This is a genomic window from Nocardioides campestrisoli (assembly GCF_013624435.2).
In the GTDB taxonomy this organism is placed as follows: Bacteria; Actinomycetota; Actinomycetes; order Propionibacteriales; family Nocardioidaceae; genus Nocardioides; species Nocardioides campestrisoli.
The window spans coordinates 1,368,753-1,386,427 of the sequence record NZ_CP061768.1 but is presented as its reverse complement, the minus strand read 5'-3'; the positions used below and the strand labels follow the sequence as shown (position 1 = coordinate 1,386,427).

Genomic DNA, 17,675 nt, shown 5'->3' with positions numbered 1-17,675 from the left:
TGCGCCGGATCATCCCCGGATGACCAGAGTCGTCTCCCGGGCCGGGACCAGCTCGCCGACGACCGGGTGGCCCGGGATCTCGCCGGCCACCAGCAGCCCGCCCGAGGTCTGCGCGTCGGCCAGCAGCACCAGCTCGTCCTCGTCCACCTGGGCGCTCAGGTGCGGCCGCACCCACTCGAGGTTGCGGCGGCTGCCCCCGGGCACGTACCCCGCGGCGAACGACTCGCGGACCCCGTCCAGGTAGGGCACCGCCGCGCTGTCGACCACGGCGGTGACCCCGCTGGCCCGCGCCATCTTGTGCAGGTGCCCCAGCAGGCCGAAGCCGGTGACGTCGGTGGCCGCGGTCACCCCGGCGGCCAGCGCCGCCCGCGAGGCGTCGCGGTTGAGCGTGGTCATCGTCGCCACCGCGTGGTCGAACCGCTCCCCGGTGGCCTTGTGCCGGTTGTTGAGGATGCCGAGCCCCAGCGGCTTGGTCAGGGTCAGCGGCGTCCCCGCGACGGCGGCGTCGTTGCGCAGCAACCGGTCCGGGTCGCCCAGGCCGCTGACGGCGAGGCCGTACTTCGGCTCGGGGTCGTCGATGCTGTGCCCGCCCGCCAGGTGGCACCCGGCCTCGGCGCACACGTCGGCGCCGCCGCGCAGCACCTCGCGGGCGAGCTCGAACGGCACCTTGTCCCGGGGCCAGGCGAGCAGGTTCACCGCCAGCACCGGCTCGCCACCCATCGCGTAGACGTCGGAGAGCGCGTTGGCCGCGGCGATCCGGCCCCAGTCGTACGGGTCGTCGACGACGGGGGTGAAGAAGTCTGCGGTGGCGATCAGCGCGCGACCGCCGGCGATCCGCACCGCGGCCCCGTCGTCGCCGTGCTCGAGCCCGACCAGCAGCTCGCCGGCGGGGTGCGGGGAGCCGTCACCGGCGCGCCCCCCGGGCAGTCCCGCCAGCACCCGCTCCAGCTCACCCGGCGGGACCTTGCACGCGCACCCGCCTCCACTCGCGAACTGGGTGAGCCGGACGTCAGGGAGCGTCGTCATGACTACGACCTTACGGATGTGTCTACAGTGGTGGCCACGTCGCGGGGAGGCGTTTCTCGTCTGGTGACGGGCGCGGTCCTCAAAACCGTAGGGTCCTGGTATCCAGGGCCGGCGGGTTCGATTCCCGTCCGCCTCCGCCACGTGTCGGTCGTCCAAGCTCCCGACGGCCGTCGGCCGAGAGAGGACCTGGATGCTGGAGACGCCCGCGGACCAGCCCCTGGCCGACTCCCGGCGGGCAGTGCCGCGCACCGACACGGTGCTGGCCGAGCCCGCCGTCCGCGCGGCGACCGAGCGGCTGGGAGCCACGATCGTCAAGGACGCGGTCCGCCGGGCCCAGGACCGGTGCCGCCGCGGAGAGCTGGCCCCCGACGAGGTCCCGTCGGCCGCCCTGGCGTCGCTGCCGCCCACCGCCACCGCCCTGCGCCGGGTGCTCAACGCGACCGGCGTGGTGGTGCACACCAACCTGGGGCGGGCCCCCCTCTCCCCTGCCGCGGTCGAGGCGCTCGGGGTGGCTGCGGGTGCGACCGACGTCGAGCTCGACCTCGCCACCGGTCGCCGGGGCCGACGGGGACGCTCGGCGCTCGCGGCGCTGGCCGCCGCGGTGCCGGACGCCGGCGGCGTGCACGTGGTCAACAACGGCGCAGCCGCCCTCGCGCTGGTCACCGCGGCACTCACCGGGACCGGTCGCGGTCCGCGCGACGAGGTGGTCATCGCCCGCGGCGAGCTCGTCGAGATCGGCGACGGCTTCCGGATCCCCGAGCTGCTGGAGTCCGTGGGCGCCCGGCTGCGCGAGGTCGGCACCACCAACCGGGTGCACGCCGAGGACTACCGCGCCGCCCTCGGGGAGCGCACCGCCTTCGTGCTCAAGGTGCATCCCTCCAACTTCCTCGTCTCCGGCTTCACCTCCTCGGTGGAGCTGCCGGTGCTCGCTCGTCTTGCGGGCGAGCACGGCGTCCCCCTGGTGGCCGACATCGGCTCCGGGCTGCTCGCCCCGCACCACCGGCTGCCCGACGAGCCGAGCGCCGCGCACGCCCTGCGGGCCGGCGCCGACCTGGTCACCGCCTCGGGCGACAAGCTGCTGGGCGGACCCCAGTGCGGGCTGATGCTCGGTGCCGCCGAGCTGGTCGAGCGACTGCGCCGGCACCCGTTCGCCCGCGCCCTGCGCGTCGACAAGCTCACCCTCGCGGCGCTCGAGGCCACCCTGACCGGGCCGGAGAGCCCGGTGGCCCGGTCTCTGGCGGCCGACCCGCGCGCGCTGCGTACCCGGGCCGAGCGGATCCGCGACCGCCTGGCCGACGTCGTCGAGGTCTCGGCCGTCGAGACCGTGGCCGCGGTCGGCGGCGGCGGCGCCCCCGAGGTCCCCCTCGCCAGCGCCGCCGTCTCGCTCCCCGTGGTGCTGCACGCCCCCCTCCGCGCCGATGCCGTGCTCCCCGTGGTGGGCCGGGTCGAGCGGGGCGCGCTGCTGCTCGACCTGGTCGCCGTGGCCGAGGCCGACGACGACGCCCTGGTCGACGCCGTACGCCGTGCCCTGGCCGGCGGGGCGGGCTGAGCCGTGCACGTCGTCGCGACCGCCGGGCACGTGGACCACGGCAAGTCCACCCTGGTCGACGCGCTGACCCAGATGACCTCGGACCGGCTGGCCGAGGAGCGGCGCCGCGGCCTGTCCATCGAGCTCGGCTACGTGTGGACCAGCCTGCCCGAGGTCGGCGACGTGGCCTTCGTCGACGTACCGGGCCACGAGCGGTTCATCTCCACGATGCTGGCCGGGATCGGTCCGGTCCCGGCGGTCCTGCTGGTGGTGGCCGCCGACGACCCGTGGATGCCCCAGGCGGCCGAGCACCTGGCCGCCCTCGACGCGCTGGGCGTGCGCTCCGGCGTGGTGGCGGTGACCCGCTCGGACCTGGCCGACCCGGCTCCCGCGATGGCCCGGGTGAGCGCGGAGCTGGCCGGCACCTCGTTGCACGGCGCCCCGGTGGTGGCGGTCTCCGCCCGCACCGGAGCCGGGCTCCCCGAGCTGCGCCAGGCGCTGACCCGGATGGTCGCCGGGCTGCCCGAGCCCGACCCCGCGGCCGACGTGCGGCTGTGGGTCGACCGCCGGTTCGTGGTCAAGGGCGCCGGCACCGTGGTGACCGGCACCCTGCCCGCCGGACGGGTCGCCCGGGGGGACGAGCTCGCCGTCGACGGCAGGCTCGTCCGGGTACGCGGGGTGCAGAGCCTCGGCCGCCCCGTCGACGCCGCGAGCGGCGTGGCCCGGGTGGCGCTCAACCTGACCGGCCCGGACCTGGCCGGCGTGGACCGGGGCAGCGTGCTGGTGACACCGGACGCGTGGCACGAGACCACGCTGGTCGACGTCCGGGTCGCCCTGCGGGGTGGTCACGGGGTCGACGGGTCGTCGGAGCGGTTGGCCTCCGAGCTCCAGCTGCACGTGGGGGCCGCCGCCGTGGCCGCCCGCGTCCGCCCGCTGACCGCGGACCTGGTCCGGCTCACCCTGGCTCGTCCGCTGCCCCTGCGGGTCGGGGACCGGGCGCTGCTGCGCGAGCCGGGGACCCGGACCGTGTGGGGCGTGCAGGTCCTGGACCCCGCTCCCCCGGCTCTGTCCCGGCGCGGCGCAGCGGCGGCCCGGGCCAAGCAGCTGGCCTCGGTCTCCGGCGAGCCCGACCTGGCCTCGGAGACCGAGCGGCGCGGCGTGGTCCACGTCGACCTGCTGCGCCGGCTCGGCGTCCCGGAGGGTGCGACGGCTCCCGGCGCGGTCCGGGTGGGCGACTGGTGGCTCGGCGCCGCGCGGGCCGAGCGGGCGAGCGCCGCGCTGGCCCGGATGGTCGCCGAGCACGACGCCGCGCAGCCCTTGGACCCCGGGGTCCCGCTCTCCGTCCTGGCCGAGCGCCTCGGCCTGCCCGACCCGGCCCTGGTCGCCGCCGTGGCGCCGTCCCCGCTCCGGGTGCGGGGCGGGCGGGTGGTCGCCCCGCACGCTCCGGCCGGGCTGCCCCCGGCGCTGGAGCGCGCTCTGGCCGAGCTGGCGGCCGACCTGGCTCCGGCCCCGTTCGCCGCCCTGACCGCCGATCGGCTGGCCGCGCTCGGCCTCGACCAGCGCGCCGTGGCGGCTGCCGCCAAGGCGGGCCGGCTGGTCCGCGTCGCCCCGGGCATCGTGCTGCTGCCGGGCGCCGAGCAGGAGGCGGTGCGTCTCCTCTCCGGCCTGCCCCAGCCCTTCACCACCAGCGAGGCGCGGCAGGCCCTGGGCACCTCGCGCCGGGTCGTGCTGCCGCTGCTCGACCTGCTGGACCGCCGAGGCCTGACCCGGCGGCTGCCGGACGACCGTCGCGAGCTCGCCTGAGCGCCGGCGACAGCGACAGCGAGGGACAGCCGGGCTACCGGAGGCTGGCGCGCACGGCGAGGCTGACCAGGTCCACCAGCAGGCAGACGGCGATGAGCGCGAGCACCGTGCCGGCCATCCCTGGGTAGTCGAAGGCTGACCGCTGCTGCTCGAGCAGCCGACCGAGCCCGCCGGCGCCGACCACGCCCACCACCACCGTCTCGCGCGCCGTCACCTCCCAGCGGTAGAGGCTCAGGGCGACCAGCTGGCCCAGCGCCGCCGGCAGCGAGGCGTAGGCGAGGGCCACCCCGGGGCGGGCCCCCATCCCGACCAGCGCCTGCCGCGGCCGCTGGTCCAGCTCCTCGACCACCTCGGCGAAGAGCCGGCCCAGGATGCCGAAGGTGTAGATGCCCAGCGCGAGGGCGCCAGGCAACGGCCCGGGGAAGACCACGAAGAGCACCAGCAGCGCCCACACCGGCGGCGGCAGGGCGCGGGTCAGGAGCAGCACCTGGCGCGCCGCCCAGCCCAGGAGGCCGCGCCACGACGCCCGGCTGCCGGCCGGCTGGCGCGCCGCGACCAGGGCGACCAGCACCCCGAGGAGGCTGGCCAGGCTGATCGCCAGCACCGACATCTGCAGGGTCTCCACGGCCCGCCGGCCCAGCTCGGCCCAGCCCCCGGCGGGCAGAGCGGGCGGGACCAGCGCCTCGCGCAGCCGGACCAGCTGGTCGGCCGTGCGGCCCGAGACCCAGCGGGCCGGGTCCGGCCCGAGGTGCCAGACGGAGAGGACCACGAGCAGCGCCCCGACGGCCAGCGAGAACCGTCCCCGGCCCCGTCTCTGCCCCCGTCGCTGCCGCAGCAGCAGCCCCCAGCGGTCCACCGCCGCACCCAGCAGGACCAGCGCGTAGACCGCGGTCCACAGCTCGGCGTACTGGAGGCCGGCGAAGCTCAGGCTCAGCTGGAGGCCCAGCCCGCCGGCGCCGACCATCCCCAGGATGACGGCCGAGCGGATCGCGCACTCGAACCGGTAGAAGGCGTACGAGGTGGCGGCCGGGAGCAGGCCGGGCAGCAGGCCGTAGGTCACCGCGGTCAGGCGGCCAGCGCCGGCGGTGCGCAGCTGCTCGTACGGCCGGTGGTCGGCCTCGTCGAGCAGCTCGGAGTAGACCTTGGCGGTGATCGCCCCGAACGGCACGGCGATCGCCACCACCGCCACCAGCGGGTCCCGCCCGAGCACGCTCACCAGCAGCAGTCCCCACACGGCCTCGTGCACGCCGCGGGGCAGCGCCGCCACCACCCGGGAGAGCACCAGTCCTCCGCGCCGGAGCACGCGACCGACCGGCCGGCCGCTCGTCGGGGCCCACCAGGTCTCGCTCATCCACGGTGCGCCGAGCACCCCGAGCAGCACCGCTCCCACCGTGCCGAGCACCGCGAAGGCGACCGTGGTCAGCGTGGCCTCCCAGGTCGTGCGGAGGAAGGCGGGGTCGAGCTCGGGGCGCAGGGCGTGCGCCCAGAAGTCGGCGAGGAAGTTCCAGCCGGCGGGGTTGACCACCTGCCCGCCGGGCGGTAGCAGCCCGACCGTCGCCCAGCCGAGGACGACCAGCCACCCGAGCGCCCAGAGCCAGCCCCGCCGACGCGGCCGGACCCGACCGGCACCCGCAGGCGGGCTCGGCGGCCCGGTCGCCTCGAGCCGGGTGAGCGCCCGGAGCCCGGTCACCCGCGGCCCAGGGCGTACAGCTCCCGACGCCGCTCCGGGCCGACGGCGGCGGCGGGCAGGTCGAAGACGACCTGCCCCTCGCGCAGGCCGACCACCCGGTCGCACCAGCGCACCGCGAGGTCGAAGTCGTGCAGGCTGACCAGCAGGGTGCGGGCCGGGGTGGCGACCGTCTCGCACAGCAGCCGCATCACCTCCTCGGCCCGGGCGGGGTCCAGGCTGGCGACGGGCTCGTCGGCTAGCACCAGCGACGGGTCCTGCACCAGCACCCGGGCCAGCGCCACCCGTTGCTGCTCCCCGCCGGAGAGGTCCCCGGTGCGGGCGTGCAGCAGCTCCTCGATGCCGGTGCGGGCCAACGCCGCCCGCGCGGTGGCGACCTCCCGGGGCCGGACCAGGGAGGTGAGGGCCTGCCAGGTGCTCCAGCGCGCCAGGTGCCCGGCGTTGACGTTGTGCACCACCCGGAGCCGCTCGACCAGGTGCAGCCGCTGGTGGATGGTGCCGATCCGTCCCCGCACGTCCGCCAGCTCACGAGCGCCCACTCGCGCGAGGTCCCGGCCCAGCACGGTCACCTCTCCCTCGGCCGGGCGCACGGCGCCGGTGCAGAGGGCCAGCAGCGTCGACTTCCCGGCGCCGCTGGGACCGACCAGCGCGACCCGCTCCCCTGCCCGGACCTCGAGGTCCACCCCACGCAACGCGACCCTGCTCCCGTAGCTGACCCGCACCCGGCGCAGCGTCACCGCGAGCTCGCTCACGACGTGACCAGGCCCAGCTTCCGCGCGATCTCCTCGACCTGCTGGTAGTTGTCGGGCTCGGTCGGGACCAGTGCGCCCGCGCCGTACCCGGCGAGCAGCTCCTCCTCCTGCGGGGTCGAGCCGTCGAGCGCCAGCATGGCGTCGCGCAGCCGGTCGGTGAATCCCTCGCCGAACCGGTCGTCGGTCTCGGGGCCGGCGATCCAGTGGTAGTCGTGGTACGTCGGGGTGCGGAAGACCTCCACCACCTCGTCCGGGTCGACCGTGCCGTCGGCGGTCCGGTCCTCCCAGACCTGCTCGTTGAGCACCCCGGCCTCGTAGGAGCCGGAGGCGACGAGCTCGATCGTCTGGTCGTGGGAGCCGCTGAAGCCGGGCTCGCCGGGGAAGTCGGTCGCCCCGTCCAGCCCAGCCTCCTGGAGGAACCACTCGGGCATCAGCCGCCCCGACGTGGAGGACTCGCTACCGAAGGTGAACCGGCGGCCCGTCAGCGCCGTCAGCCCCTCGACCGACTCGATCGGGTCGATCCCGGTCCTGGTCCCGGCGATGAAGACGCTGCGGAACTCCTCGTCGATGTCGCGCTGGGCGACCAGCGTGGCGCCGGGCGTCTGGAGCCTGGCCTGGACGCCGGTGAGACCGCCGTAGAAGACCAGGTCCAGGTCGCCCGCGGTGAAGAGCTGCACCGAGGCGGCGTAGTCGGTGACCGGGACGTACTCGACCTCGACGTCGAGCGTCTCGGCGAGGTAGTCGGCGAGCCGCTGCTCGCGGGCCACCAGCTCGGACGGGTCCTGGTCGGGGATGGCGCTGATGCTCAGCACCGGCGAGTCCTCAGCGGACTCGCTGGAGCCGCAGGCCGCGAGCAGGCCGCCCAGGGCACCGAGGGCCCCGAGGGCCCCGACCAGCACGGTCCGCTGCCAGCCCGACGTCCTCGTCCCGAGAGGTGTCTTCATGCTTCCCGAGCATGCCAGAACCGCAGGCCCCCGGGCCCGGGCGACGCGGGGGTCTCACCTGCGGGACTCAGACCAGGGCGGCCCGGCCCATCGCCGCGACGGCGGCACCCTTCGTGGCCCGGCTCCGGCGTCGGAAGAGCGAGGCCACCTGGCGCGGGGCGTTGGACCAGGTGGTCTCCTCCAGCCAGCCGTTCGGCAGGGAGAGCCGGACGACCTTGTGCCACGCGCTGCCCACCTGCTGCGGGAGGGGGCGCGCGTTGTAGGAGAGGCCGTAGCGCTCGAAGACGGCGCGCACCTTCGGCGCGATCTCCTGGTAGCGGTTGCTGGGCAGGTCCGGGAACAGGTGGTGCTCGATCTGGTGGGAGAGGTTGCCGCACATCAGGTGCATGGTCGGGGAGCCGGAGATGTTGGCCGAGCCGAGCATCTGGCGCAGGTACCACTCCCCTCGGGTCTCGTCCTCGTCCAGCTCGGGCTGCTCGAAGGTCTCCACGCCCTCGGGGAAGTGGCCGCACATGATCACCGAGTGGCTCCACACGTTGCGCACCACGGTGGCCGTGGCGTTGGCACCCAGCGTGGCCTTCCAGCCGCGTCCCGAGAGCGCCGGGAAGACCACGAAGTCGCGCAGCACCTGCTTGCCGGTCTGCTTGAGCGTGTCCACGATCCTGGCCCGCAGCTCGGGGGTGACGCCCTTCTTCTCCCGGAGGTGCTCGCCGAGCTCGATGTCGTAGGTGGCGATCCCGTACTCGAACATCAGCGCGTTGACGGCGTTCCAGACCGGCTGGACCAGGTAGCGGGGCTGCCACTCCTGGTCCTCGTCCACCCGCATGATCCCGTAGCCCAGGTCGTTGTCCATGCCCAGGATGTTGGTGAACCGGTGGTGCTGGACGTTGTGGGCCCGCTTCCACTGCGAGGGCGGCGAGGCGTGCTGCCAGTTCCAGGTCTCGGAGTGGATCTTCGGGTCGCGCATCCAGTCCCACTGCCCGTGCAGGACGTTGTGCCCGATCTCCATGTTGTCGAGGATCTTGGCCACCGAGAGGCAGCCGGCGCCGATCAGCCAGGCGGGGCGCCGCCTGCTGCCCACCATCAGGGCCAGGCGTGCGGCGACCTCGAGCCCGGTACGGGCGGCGATCACCCGCCGGATGTAGGCCGCGTCGCGCTCGCCTCGGGTGTCCAGGACGTCGTGTCGGATCTGGTCCAGCTCACGGCCGAGCGCCTCGATGTCCTCAGGGGTGAGGTGGGCGATCTGGCTCGCGGGCTTCCTCTCGATGGCAGTCACTTCGATGCTGTCCCTACTTGTCGCGGAGCCGCCACCGGTGGTGATGGCTGCCCCCATTGTGCCGGGTCGGCGGACACGTACCCCGTTTTCAGTCTTCCAGCCCTGAGACGCGGATACGACCGGCGCTGGTGGTGTCCCTGCTCACGCTCCCGGGACGCCGCCCTCCGGGCCGCTCGGGGGGCGCGTTACATTCGTCCTCGTGGACGACGTCGCGTGGATCGAAGCCCGAACGCTGGACATCGAGACCGTCCGGGAGACCTTTGCCCTGGCCGCCCGGCACGTGCTCGCCGACACCGCCACGGAGTACCACGCGGTGATCACGGTCGCGGAGCTCTCCGCCGCCGTGCAGCAGCGCACCAAGATCCGCCAGCGCCAGGCACCGAGCCTGTGGATGGGCGACGTGCTCTTCCGCGTGGCCAAGGACTGCGTACGCCGGGCCGAGCCCCTGCTGGGCTCCCTGTGCGTGGGGCCCGACGGCCGGATGAGCGACTGGTACGCCGACACCGTGCTGACCGTGCGCGGCGACCAGGTCACCGACCCCGAGCAGCACGCGGCCCAGGAGCGGCTCGAGTGCTACCGCCGGCACGGCGCGGAGCTGCCGGCGAACGGTGGCGAGCCGGCCCTGCCGCCCGTGCGCGAGGTCGCCCGCCGCAGCCCGAAGGCAGCGAAGAGCACCCGCCCGGCGCGGGCGTCGAAGGACGCCGCGGTCGCCAAGGTCACCCCGCACCGCACCTCCAAGCCGTCCGCCACGGTGAGCCGCTCGCGCCAGCCCGAGCCGCCGCGTACGGCGACCTGCCCCCGATGCTTCATGCAGCTCCCGGCCACCGGGCTCTGCGACACCTGCGACTGACCTCGGCGTCCGGGCCACCGCGGTCCCGGCCGACACGCACCCCGTCCCCCTGCAGCCACCCGGCCGCGTGGGGCCGGGGCTCGAGTCGCGCCCAGGATTCACTAACCCCCCGGGGGGTTGTGTACCTTGGAGGCCATAACCCCCTAGGGGGATGGAAAGTGAGGTAGACATGACCGACTCGCAGGCGCTGACCGTGCGCATCATCGAGACCCCGTCCCTGGGCGACCGCAGCTATCTGGTCCACGACGGGACGGTGGCCTTCGTGGTCGACCCGCAGCGGGACATCGACCGGGTGCTGGAGGTCCTCCAGGCCGACGGCGTCCGACTCACCCATGTCTTCGAGACCCACATCCACAACGACTACGTGACCGGCGGCTTCGCGCTCGCCGAGGCGACCGGAGCGGCCTACCTGGTCAACGCCGCGGACGAGGTCTCGTTCGCCCGCACCCCGATCGCCGACGACGAGGTCGTGCAGGTCGGGCCGGCCATGCGGGTCCGGGCGATCGCCACCCCCGGGCACACCTTCACCCACCTCTCGTACGCCGTCTCCACGATCGGCGACGACGGCACCGAGGAGCCGTACGCCGTCTTCACCGGCGGCTCCCTGCTCTACGGCGCGACCGGCCGGCCCGACCTCCTCGGCGCCGAGCACACCGACACCCTGGTCCGCCACCAGCACGCCTCCGCCCACCGGCTCGCCGACGAGCTGCCCGACGCCGCCGAGGTCTACCCGACCCACGGCTTCGGCTCCTTCTGCTCCGCCAGCCAGTCCGACGCCACCTCCTCCACCCTCGGCCAGGAGAAGCGGTCCAACCCGGTGCTGACCCAGGACGAGGAGACCTACGTCCGCGAGCTGCTCGCCGGGCTCAGCGCCTGGCCGGCGTACTACGCGCACATGGCGCCGCGGAACTCCGCCGGCCCGCAGGCTCCCGACCTCTCCCCCGTCGACACCGCCGACGCCGGGGAGCTGCGGCGCCGGATCGAGGCCGGCGAGTGGGTGGTCGACCTGCGCACCCGCACGGCGTTCGCCGCCGGGCACGCGCCGGGCACCTTCAACTTCGGCCTCGACGGCCAGTTCGCCACCTACCTGGGCTGGCTGATCGAGTGGGGCACCCCGGTGACCCTGCTCGGCGAGACCAGCGAGGACGTCGCCCGGGCGCAGCGCGAGCTGGTCCGGATCGGGATCGACCGCCCGGCCGCCCAGGCGACTGGCGACCCGACGTCCTGGACCACCGGGGAGCTGACCAGCTACCCCACCGCCACCTTCGCCGACCTCGCCCAGGTGCGCCACCACCGCCGGGTGGTGGTGCTCGACGTCCGCCGGACCGACGAGCACCGGGCGGGCGCGGTCGAGGGCGCGCTCAACATCCCCCTGCACGAGCTGCCGCGCCGTACCGGCGAGGTGCCGGCCGGCGAGGTCTGGGTGCACTGCGCAGCCGGCTACCGGGCGAGCATCGGGGCCTCGTTCCTCGACGCGGCCGGTCGCACCGTGGTCGCCGTCGACGACGCCTTCGACCAGGCGCGGGCCGCGGGCCTGCCGATGGTCGGCACCGAGGAGCCGGACGCCGGGTGATGCTCGGCGCCGCACTCCTGGCCGGCGCGCTGATCGGCCTCTCGCTGGGCACCCTCGGCGGCGGCGGCTCCATCCTCGCCGTCCCGGTGCTGGTCTACCTGCTCGACCAGTCCCCCGCGCAGGCGACCACCGGCTCGCTGGTGGTGGTCGGGGCGACCTCCCTGGTCGGCGCGATCAGCGCCCGCCGTGCCGGGCACGTGCTGCTGGGCCGGGGCGCGGTCTTCGGCCTCGTCGCCACGGGCGGCGCGGCCCTCGGCGCCACCGCCTCCACCGTGGTCTCCGACGAGCTGCTGCTGGCGGCGTTCGCGGCGCTGATGCTCTTCGTCGGCGGGCTGATGGCCTGGCGGGTGCTGCGGCACCGCGGCGCCGAGGACTCGCCCCGGCCGACGCTGGACGACCCGATCATCACCTTCAGCCCGACGTTCGCCTGCAACTGCCCCCGTGCCCTCCAGGTGCTGCTCACGGCCACCGCCGTGGGTCTGCTCACCGGGTTCCTCGGGGTCGGCGGCGGCTTCCTCGTCGTCCCGGCACTGCTGCTTGCCCTGGGCATCCCGATGCGTCAGGCGGCGGGCACCTCGCTGGTGGTCATCACGATCACCAGCGCCGTCGCCCTCGCGGTCCGGGCCGGCGGTGGCGTCGCACCCGACTGGTCGTTGGTCGCCGCCCTCACCGCCGCCTCCGCCCTGGCTGCGGTGGCCGGCGCCCGGCTCGCGGGACGGCTCGACGCCGCGAAGCTCCAGGCGGCCTTCACCGTCCTGGTGCTCCTGGTCGCGGTCTACACCGCCGCGCGCGCCCTGCCCGGCCTCCTCTAGACCTGCCGGTCCCTGCCCCGTCCCCCGAGCTCAGAACCTGAGAAACCCACCAAGGAGAAGCACCATGTGTCGTCCCACCACCTGCAAGACCTGCCAGAAGACCACCTGGGCCGGCTGCGGTCAGCACGTCGCCCAGGTCACGGCCAGGGTCCCCGCCGGTCAGTGGTGCCCCGGGCACCCCAAGGAGGAGCGGACCGACGGCGGCTGGCTCAGCCGGTTCCTCGGCCGCTGACCCGTTCTTCGGCGGACGTCATGGCGGCTGGCTGCTCACGCAACCAGCCGCCATGACGCGTTGGTACGGCCGGGGAGGGTCGGCCGTACGTCTGGGGGGACGGGCGGTCGCTCAGCCCTCGGTGGCGGGCAGGATCGTGCCCGCGCAGTCACCGAAGGCGATGACCGAGCCGTCGGGGCCGGGCGCGGTGGCCCGCAGCACGACGGTCTGACCGTCCTCGAGGAAGGACTGCTCGCGACCGTCGGCCAGCACGAGCGGCTCCTGCCCGCCCCAGGAGAGCTCCATGAAGGAGCCGCGCTGGTCGGCCTCGGGGCCGGAGACCGTGCCGGAGCCGAAGAAGTCGCCGGGGCGCAGGGAGGCCCCGTTGACCGTCATGTGCGCGACCATCTGCGGCGCGGTCCAGTACATCGTCCGGAACGGCGGCCGGGAGACGGTCTCGCCGTCGATCTCGACCTCCAGGGTGATGTCCAGGCCCCACGGTCCGTCGACGGAGTCGTCGAGGTAGTCCGCCAGGGCGTGCTCCCGCACCGGCGGCGCGACCCGGGCTGCGGCCAGCGCTTCGAACGGCACCACCCACAAGGAGATCGAGGACGCGAAGCTCTTGCCCAGGTAGGGGCCGAGCGGCACGTACTCGTAGGCCTGGATGTCGCGGGCCGACCAGTCGTTGAAGACCACCACGCCGAAGAGGTGCTCGGCCGCGGCCCGCGACACGGAGACCTCCCCGGCCTCCGCGGAGCCGCCGACCACGAAGCCGATCTCGGCCTCGATGTCCAGACGTCGCGACGGCCCGAAGCTGGGCGACCCCGACTTCTCCGGACGAAGGCCCTTGGGCCGCCGGATGTCCGTCCCGGAGCCGATCACCGTGCCCGCGCGGCCGTGGTAGCCGACCGGCAGGTTCTTCCAGTTGGGCAGCAGCGGCGCCTGGTCGGGGCGGAACATCCTCCCGATGTTGGACGCGTGGTGCTCCGAGGCGTAGTAGTCCACGTAGTCAGCCGGGGTGAACGGCATGTGCAACCGCACCTCGGAGAGCGGCGTCGAGGCCTGCTCGACGGCCGAGTCCAGCCCTTCGGTGGTCACCACCTGCTGGAGCCAGGACCGCAGCGGACGCCACGCCGTGTGGCCGGCCGCCAGCAGCAGGTCGAGGTCAGGCCCCGACGCGGCGGCGCGTGCCGTCGCGTCCAGGGACGGACCGTCGGCCTCCAGCGCGGCGGCCAGCGCAGCCACGTCGAGCACCCGGTCACCCAGGCGGACGCCGAGCCGACGCTCACCTCCCGCGACGGAGAAGGAGCCGTAGGGCAGGTTCTCGACCCCGAAGCCCTCGGTGGCGAAACGGTCGGCGGCGGTGCTCATGCGGTGTGATCCTCCTGGATCGCTGGTCTGGGAAGGGTGGTGTGTGGTGGGGGTGCGCCGGTCCGGGACGGACCGGTCAGTCCGCGGCGGGCGGGAAGAGCACCAGCCGGCGAAGGCTCTCGACGGGCTCGCTCACGCTGCAGGTGCCGAAGGAGAGGAAGGACTCGCGCCAGGCGCCGTCGGAGCGGGCGCCCAGCCGGGCCAGCGCCGCGGAGTCCGTCTCTGCCAGGTGCGCGGCCACCTGCTCGTCCGGCTCCCCCGCACGCGCCGCCTCGGCGGCCATCGCGATGTTGAGGAACCCGTGGTGGTCGAAGCCGGTGGCCGGGTCGGTGTAGCGGACCGCCTCGTGCAGCCCGGCGGTGAGCTTGAACGGGATCCCGGCGTCGATCGCCCGGACCAGGACGTCCGCAAGCTCCGTCGGCGTGGGGAAGAGGTGGGCCTCGATCCCTCCGGTGCGGAACTTCAGGCGCAGCCCGGTGCCCGCCAGCAGGTCCAGCGCCCCGGCTCCGACCTGCCGGGCCGACAGCTCGACGAAGACCGGCAGGCCCTCGACCGCCGCGGCGGCGCGAATCTGCTCGGTCCAGGTCTGCTCGTCGTCCGGATCGGTCTTGAGCTCGATCGCGACCACCCTCAGCTGCGGGGCCAGCCGGTCACCGGCCGCGAGCGCCTCGTCCAGCGCGCCCGCGGGGGTGACCACCGAGACCTCGACCGGTCCGTCGGCCAGGTCGAGCTCAGCGGCCACCCGACGCGCGGCGTCCAGGTCGGCCAGAGCGAGCACGGCGGGACCGACCGAGGCGGCCCAGGAGACGGACCTGCGCCGTACGTGCTCGGTCACCGCACGCTCGACCGGGGCCAGCCCGGGCGGGAAGGTCGCGGCGTCGTCGAAGAAGCCGAGGAACTGCTCCGGCACCTCGCTCACGTGCTCGGCGAGGCTCATGCGTCCTCCGAGGCGGCCGGGAGCCAGCGGCCCCCGGTCCAGGAGGCTGCGTACTTGCCGTCGTCGGTCGCGCGGGCGGCCGGCCCCAGGTCGAGCGGCCGGAAGGTGTCCACCATGACCGCGGTCTCGTCGAAGTACTCCGCGCCCAGCGAGGCCTCCACCGCACCGGGCTGGGGGCCGTGCGCGTGCCCGCCGGGGTGGATGGAGATCGACCCCTTGCCGATGCCCGAGCCCTTGCGCGCCTCGTAGTCGCCGTCGACGTAGAACATGATCTCGTCGGAGTCGACGTTCGAGTGGTAGTACGGCACGGGCACGGCGAGCTCGTGGTAGTCGACCTTGCGGGGCACGAAGTTGCAGATGACGAAGTTGTGCCCCTCGAAGACCTGGTGCGCCGGCGGCGGCTGGTGCACCTTGCCGGTGATCGGCATGTAGTCGCGGATGTTGAAGGTGTACGGGTAGAGGCAGCCGTCCCAACCGACGACGTCGAAGGGGTGGTTCGGCACCGTGTGCACGGTGCCGGCGAGGCCGCCCGGTCCCCGGCCGCGGTGCTTGATGTAGACGTCCACGTCCGTCTCGTCGCGCAGCAGCGGTCCGCTCGGGCCGGTGAGGTCGCGCTCGGAGTACGGCGCGTGCTCGAGGAGCTGGCCGTACTTGGACAGGTAGCGCTTCGGCGGGGCGATGTGGCTGGTCGCCTCGATGAAGTAGAGCCGGGCGGTCTCCCCCTCGCGCAGGACCCAGCGGTGGATGGTCGCCCGCGGGATGATGACGTAGTCGCCCTCCGCCGCCTCCAGCGTGCCGAACTGGGTCTCCACCAGGGCCGAGCCGCGCTCGACGTAGACGCACTCGTCGCCGATCGCGTTCTTGTACAGCGGCGAGGTCGTCCCGACCCAGGCGTAGGAGATCCGGACGTCGGGGTTGCCCAGCACGAGCTGGCGACCGGTGACCGCGTCGGTGGCCGTCGCCTGCTCCTCGGTGAACAGGTCGTGCAGCTTGAGGTGGCGCGGGAGCAGCAGGTCGTTCGGCGTCAGCGACTGGTCGGGGAGCTCCCAGGGCCGGGCGCCGACGATGGCGGACGGGATGTGCCGGTGGTAGAGCAGGGAGGAGTCGGAGGAGAACCCCTCCTCCCCCATCAGCTCCTCGTAGAGGATCCGTCCGTCCTCGTCCTTGTGCAGGGTGTGCCGCTGCTTGGGCACCGGTCCGATCTGGCGGTAGTGGGCCATGATCACGCCTTTCGGGTCGAGCAGGCCGGGGCCTGCCGGTGGGAACGGGTCAGAACGAGCCGACGGTGAAGCCGAGGCCCAGCACGGCCAGCAGGCCGATCACCGGGACGACGACGGTCACCACGAAGATGTCCTTGTAGGACTCACGGTGGGTCAGCCCGCACACGAGCAGCAAGGTGATGATCGCGCCGTTGTGGGGCATCGAGTCGAAGCCGATCGAGGCCATCGCGGTGACCCGGTGCAGCAGGTCCATGGAGATGCCCTGGTCGGCGGCCATCGCCGCCAGGTCGGCACCGAAGGTCTGCAGGGTGATGGTCAGCCCGCCCGACGCGGAGCCGGTCAGGCCGGAGATGCCGGAGGTGGAGGCGGCCGCGACGATCAGCGGGTTGTCGCTGAGGCCGAACAGTCCGTCGCGGATCACCGCGAAGACCGCCAGGGACGCGATCACCGCGCCGTAGGCGACCTCGCTGGCCGTGGTGAAGACCGGCAGCACGGCGTTCTTGGCGCCCTCGGTGAGGCCCTCGACGTACTCGGTGAACGAGCCGGGGCGCATCGCGAAGATCAGCACGATGCCGGTGAGCATCGCCACCGTCACCGCCCAGACGCCGGTGAGCGCGTCGATGGAGGTCGCGCCGTACTTGTCCTCGGCCAGGTAGCCGAAGTCCAGGGCGGGGAAGATGGCGTAGGTGCACAGCGCGTTCATCGCCACCACCGCCAGGACCGGGCTGATCCCGATGAGTCCGGTCAGCGCGGAGGTCCGGGAGCGACGGTCGGTGACCGGCTCTGCCGGCATGGTGGCCACGGCGGAGCCTCCGCCGACGGCGGGCTGGAGGCCCTGCTCGCCGTCCAGGCCGTCGGGGTTCGTACCGGAGGGACGAGGCATCGCGCCTGCGCCCGGGCGGACGGCGCCCCCACCTCGCTCCGCCTCCTTGAGCTCGGCCAGCGTCGGGTCGGCGAAGGACTCACCGGCCTGCGCGAGCTGCTTCGCCCGGCGGTCGAGCCACAGCATGCCGAGGCCGAAGACGAGCGCCGCGGCGAGGACGCCCAGGCCGGGAGCAGCGAAGGTGTTGGTGCCGAAGAACTTCGTGGGGATCGTGTTGTGGATCTGCGGCGACCCGGGCAGCGCGGCGGTGGCGAAGGTGAAGATGCCCAGCGCGATGGCGGCCGGCATCAGCCGCCGCGGGATGTCCGCCTCCTCGAAGAGGGCGGTGGCGATCGGGAAGATGGTGAAGACCACGACCCAGGCGCTCACCCCGCCGTAGGTCAGCAGGGCGGTGGCGAGCACCGTGACCAGGATGGCGAACCGCGGACCGAGCAGGCCGGAGATCCACCCGGCGAGGTCCTGGGCGTAGCCGCTGACCGTCATCAGCCGGCCGAAGATCGCGCCCACCAGGAAGAGCGGGAAGAAGGAGACGATGAACCCGCCGAGGGCGGGCATCATGATCTGGGTGTAGCTGGCCAGGAGCGGTGCTCCTGACATCAGGACCGCGATGGCGGCGGCGACGGGGGCGACCACGATCACGGAGTGGCCGCGGTAGGCCAGGGTGATCAGGACCGCCAGTGACAGCAGGATGCCGAGCATGGCAAACGACATGGTGCGCCTTAGGGAGTGGGTGGGTGGATAGGAAGAGTGTGCTGAGAAAGCTGGTGACAGAAGAAGCTGGGTGGAGAGGAAGCAGTAGCCG

15 protein-coding genes and 1 tRNA gene are annotated in these 17,675 nt (G+C 73.9%); 7 read left to right on the top strand and 9 right to left on the bottom strand.

Features of this window, described 5'->3' with window-relative positions; genetic code table 11:
* Positions 1-9: 9 nt before the first annotated feature.
* Complete coding sequence (gene selD / locus H8838_RS06675) at positions 10-1,026, bottom strand: selenide, water dikinase SelD (RefSeq protein WP_185995060.1); 1,017 nt, start codon at positions 1,024-1,026, stop codon at positions 10-12.
* A 45-nt stretch (positions 1,027-1,071) separates the two neighbouring features.
* On the opposite strand from selD, the gene H8838_RS06670 reads away from it, so the two are divergent.
* From H8838_RS06670 to selB, 3 genes are all read left to right on the top strand, one after another.
* Positions 1,072-1,166, top strand: a tRNA-Sec gene (locus H8838_RS06670).
* 50 nt (positions 1,167-1,216) lie between these two features.
* A complete protein-coding gene (gene selA / locus H8838_RS06665) occupies positions 1,217-2,575 on the top strand; it encodes an L-seryl-tRNA(Sec) selenium transferase (RefSeq protein WP_224766433.1) in 1,359 nt (452 codons plus the stop codon).
* Between the two features lie 3 nt (positions 2,576-2,578).
* Positions 2,579-4,357: a selenocysteine-specific translation elongation factor gene (gene selB / locus H8838_RS06660; protein ID WP_185995061.1), complete on the top strand. Its 1,779-nt coding sequence runs from the start codon at positions 2,579-2,581 to the stop codon at positions 4,355-4,357.
* A 34-nt stretch (positions 4,358-4,391) separates the two neighbouring features.
* Here the strand turns inward: selB and H8838_RS06655 are convergent, their stop codons facing one another.
* The 4 genes from H8838_RS06655 to H8838_RS06640 form a co-directional block, all read right to left on the bottom strand.
* Positions 4,392-6,047: a PhnE/PtxC family ABC transporter permease gene (locus tag H8838_RS06655; protein WP_185995062.1), complete on the bottom strand. Its 1,656-nt coding sequence runs from the start codon at positions 6,045-6,047 to the stop codon at positions 4,392-4,394.
* On the bottom strand, positions 6,044-6,796 hold the full coding sequence (locus H8838_RS06650; protein ID WP_181310375.1) for a phosphonate ABC transporter ATP-binding protein: 753 nt from the start codon (positions 6,794-6,796) through the stop codon (positions 6,044-6,046). The genes H8838_RS06655 and H8838_RS06650 overlap by 4 nt, the downstream gene beginning before the upstream one ends.
* Positions 6,793-7,740 (bottom strand): putative selenate ABC transporter substrate-binding protein, encoded by a 948-nt coding sequence (locus H8838_RS06645; RefSeq protein WP_185995063.1) that lies wholly within the window; start codon positions 7,738-7,740, stop codon positions 6,793-6,795. The genes H8838_RS06650 and H8838_RS06645 overlap by 4 nt, the downstream gene beginning before the upstream one ends.
* Positions 7,741-7,807: 67 nt before the next feature.
* Positions 7,808-9,016, bottom strand: coding sequence for a fatty acid desaturase family protein (locus H8838_RS06640; RefSeq protein WP_181310373.1), 1,209 nt, complete (start codon positions 9,014-9,016; stop codon positions 7,808-7,810).
* A 199-nt stretch (positions 9,017-9,215) separates the two neighbouring features.
* Here H8838_RS06640 and H8838_RS06635 point away from each other — a divergent pair, with 199 nt between their 5' ends.
* The 4 genes from H8838_RS06635 (at position 9,216) to H8838_RS06620 (ending at position 12,483) form a co-directional block, all read left to right on the top strand.
* Positions 9,216-9,866 (top strand): hypothetical protein, encoded by a 651-nt coding sequence (locus tag H8838_RS06635; protein ID WP_181310372.1) that lies wholly within the window; start codon positions 9,216-9,218, stop codon positions 9,864-9,866.
* Between the two features lie 169 nt (positions 9,867-10,035).
* On the top strand, positions 10,036-11,439 hold the full coding sequence (locus H8838_RS06630) for an MBL fold metallo-hydrolase (RefSeq protein WP_181310371.1): 1,404 nt from the start codon (positions 10,036-10,038) through the stop codon (positions 11,437-11,439).
* Entirely contained in the window at positions 11,439-12,251 is an 813-nt protein-coding gene (locus H8838_RS06625; RefSeq protein ID WP_181310832.1) for a sulfite exporter TauE/SafE family protein, read from the top strand. The genes H8838_RS06630 and H8838_RS06625 overlap by 1 nt, the downstream gene beginning before the upstream one ends.
* A gap of 64 nt (positions 12,252-12,315) precedes the next feature.
* Complete coding sequence (locus H8838_RS06620) at positions 12,316-12,483, top strand: hypothetical protein (protein WP_185995064.1); 168 nt, start codon at positions 12,316-12,318, stop codon at positions 12,481-12,483.
* Positions 12,484-12,594: 111 nt separating this feature from the next.
* Here the strand turns inward: H8838_RS06620 and fahA are convergent, their stop codons facing one another.
* The 4 genes from fahA to H8838_RS06600 form a co-directional block, all read right to left on the bottom strand.
* Positions 12,595-13,833, bottom strand: coding sequence for a fumarylacetoacetase (gene fahA / locus H8838_RS06615; RefSeq protein WP_185995065.1), 1,239 nt, complete (start codon positions 13,831-13,833; stop codon positions 12,595-12,597).
* Between the two features lie 76 nt (positions 13,834-13,909).
* Positions 13,910-14,770, bottom strand: a complete 861-nt coding sequence (locus H8838_RS06610) for a hypothetical protein (protein WP_181310368.1) — start codon at positions 14,768-14,770, stop codon at positions 13,910-13,912.
* Complete coding sequence (locus H8838_RS06605; protein ID WP_181310367.1) at positions 14,767-15,990, bottom strand: homogentisate 1,2-dioxygenase; 1,224 nt, start codon at positions 15,988-15,990, stop codon at positions 14,767-14,769. The genes H8838_RS06610 and H8838_RS06605 overlap by 4 nt, the downstream gene beginning before the upstream one ends.
* Positions 15,991-16,039: 49 nt before the next feature.
* The gene (locus H8838_RS06600; RefSeq protein ID WP_181310366.1) at positions 16,040-17,584 is read right to left on the bottom strand and encodes a GntP family permease; all 1,545 of its coding nucleotides are present in this window, start codon (positions 17,582-17,584) and stop codon (positions 16,040-16,042) included.
* Positions 17,585-17,675 lie beyond the last annotated feature (91 nt).

What these genes read in the sequence shown, in the direction of transcription:
- H8838_RS06630 (WP_181310371.1), top strand. Translation starts at nt 10,036, where the DNA reads ATGACCGACTCGCAGGCGCTGACCGTGCGCATCATCGAGACCCCGTCC.
- fahA (WP_185995065.1), bottom strand. Translation starts at nt 13,833, where the DNA reads ATGAGCACCGCCGCCGACCGTTTCGCCACCGAGGGCTTCGGGGTCGAG.
- H8838_RS06625 (WP_181310832.1), top strand. Translation starts at nt 11,439, where the DNA reads ATGCTCGGCGCCGCACTCCTGGCCGGCGCGCTGATCGGCCTCTCGCTG.
- H8838_RS06645 (WP_185995063.1), bottom strand. Translation starts at nt 7,740, where the DNA reads ATGAAGACACCTCTCGGGACGAGGACGTCGGGCTGGCAGCGGACCGTG.
- H8838_RS06620 (WP_185995064.1), top strand. Translation starts at nt 12,316, where the DNA reads ATGTGTCGTCCCACCACCTGCAAGACCTGCCAGAAGACCACCTGGGCC.
- H8838_RS06600 (WP_181310366.1), bottom strand. Translation starts at nt 17,584, where the DNA reads ATGTCGTTTGCCATGCTCGGCATCCTGCTGTCACTGGCGGTCCTGATC.
- selA (WP_224766433.1), top strand. Translation starts at nt 1,217, where the DNA reads ATGCTGGAGACGCCCGCGGACCAGCCCCTGGCCGACTCCCGGCGGGCA.
- H8838_RS06610 (WP_181310368.1), bottom strand. Translation starts at nt 14,770, where the DNA reads ATGAGCCTCGCCGAGCACGTGAGCGAGGTGCCGGAGCAGTTCCTCGGC.
- H8838_RS06605 (WP_181310367.1), bottom strand. Translation starts at nt 15,990, where the DNA reads ATGGCCCACTACCGCCAGATCGGACCGGTGCCCAAGCAGCGGCACACC.
- selD (WP_185995060.1), bottom strand. Translation starts at nt 1,026, where the DNA reads ATGACGACGCTCCCTGACGTCCGGCTCACCCAGTTCGCGAGTGGAGGC.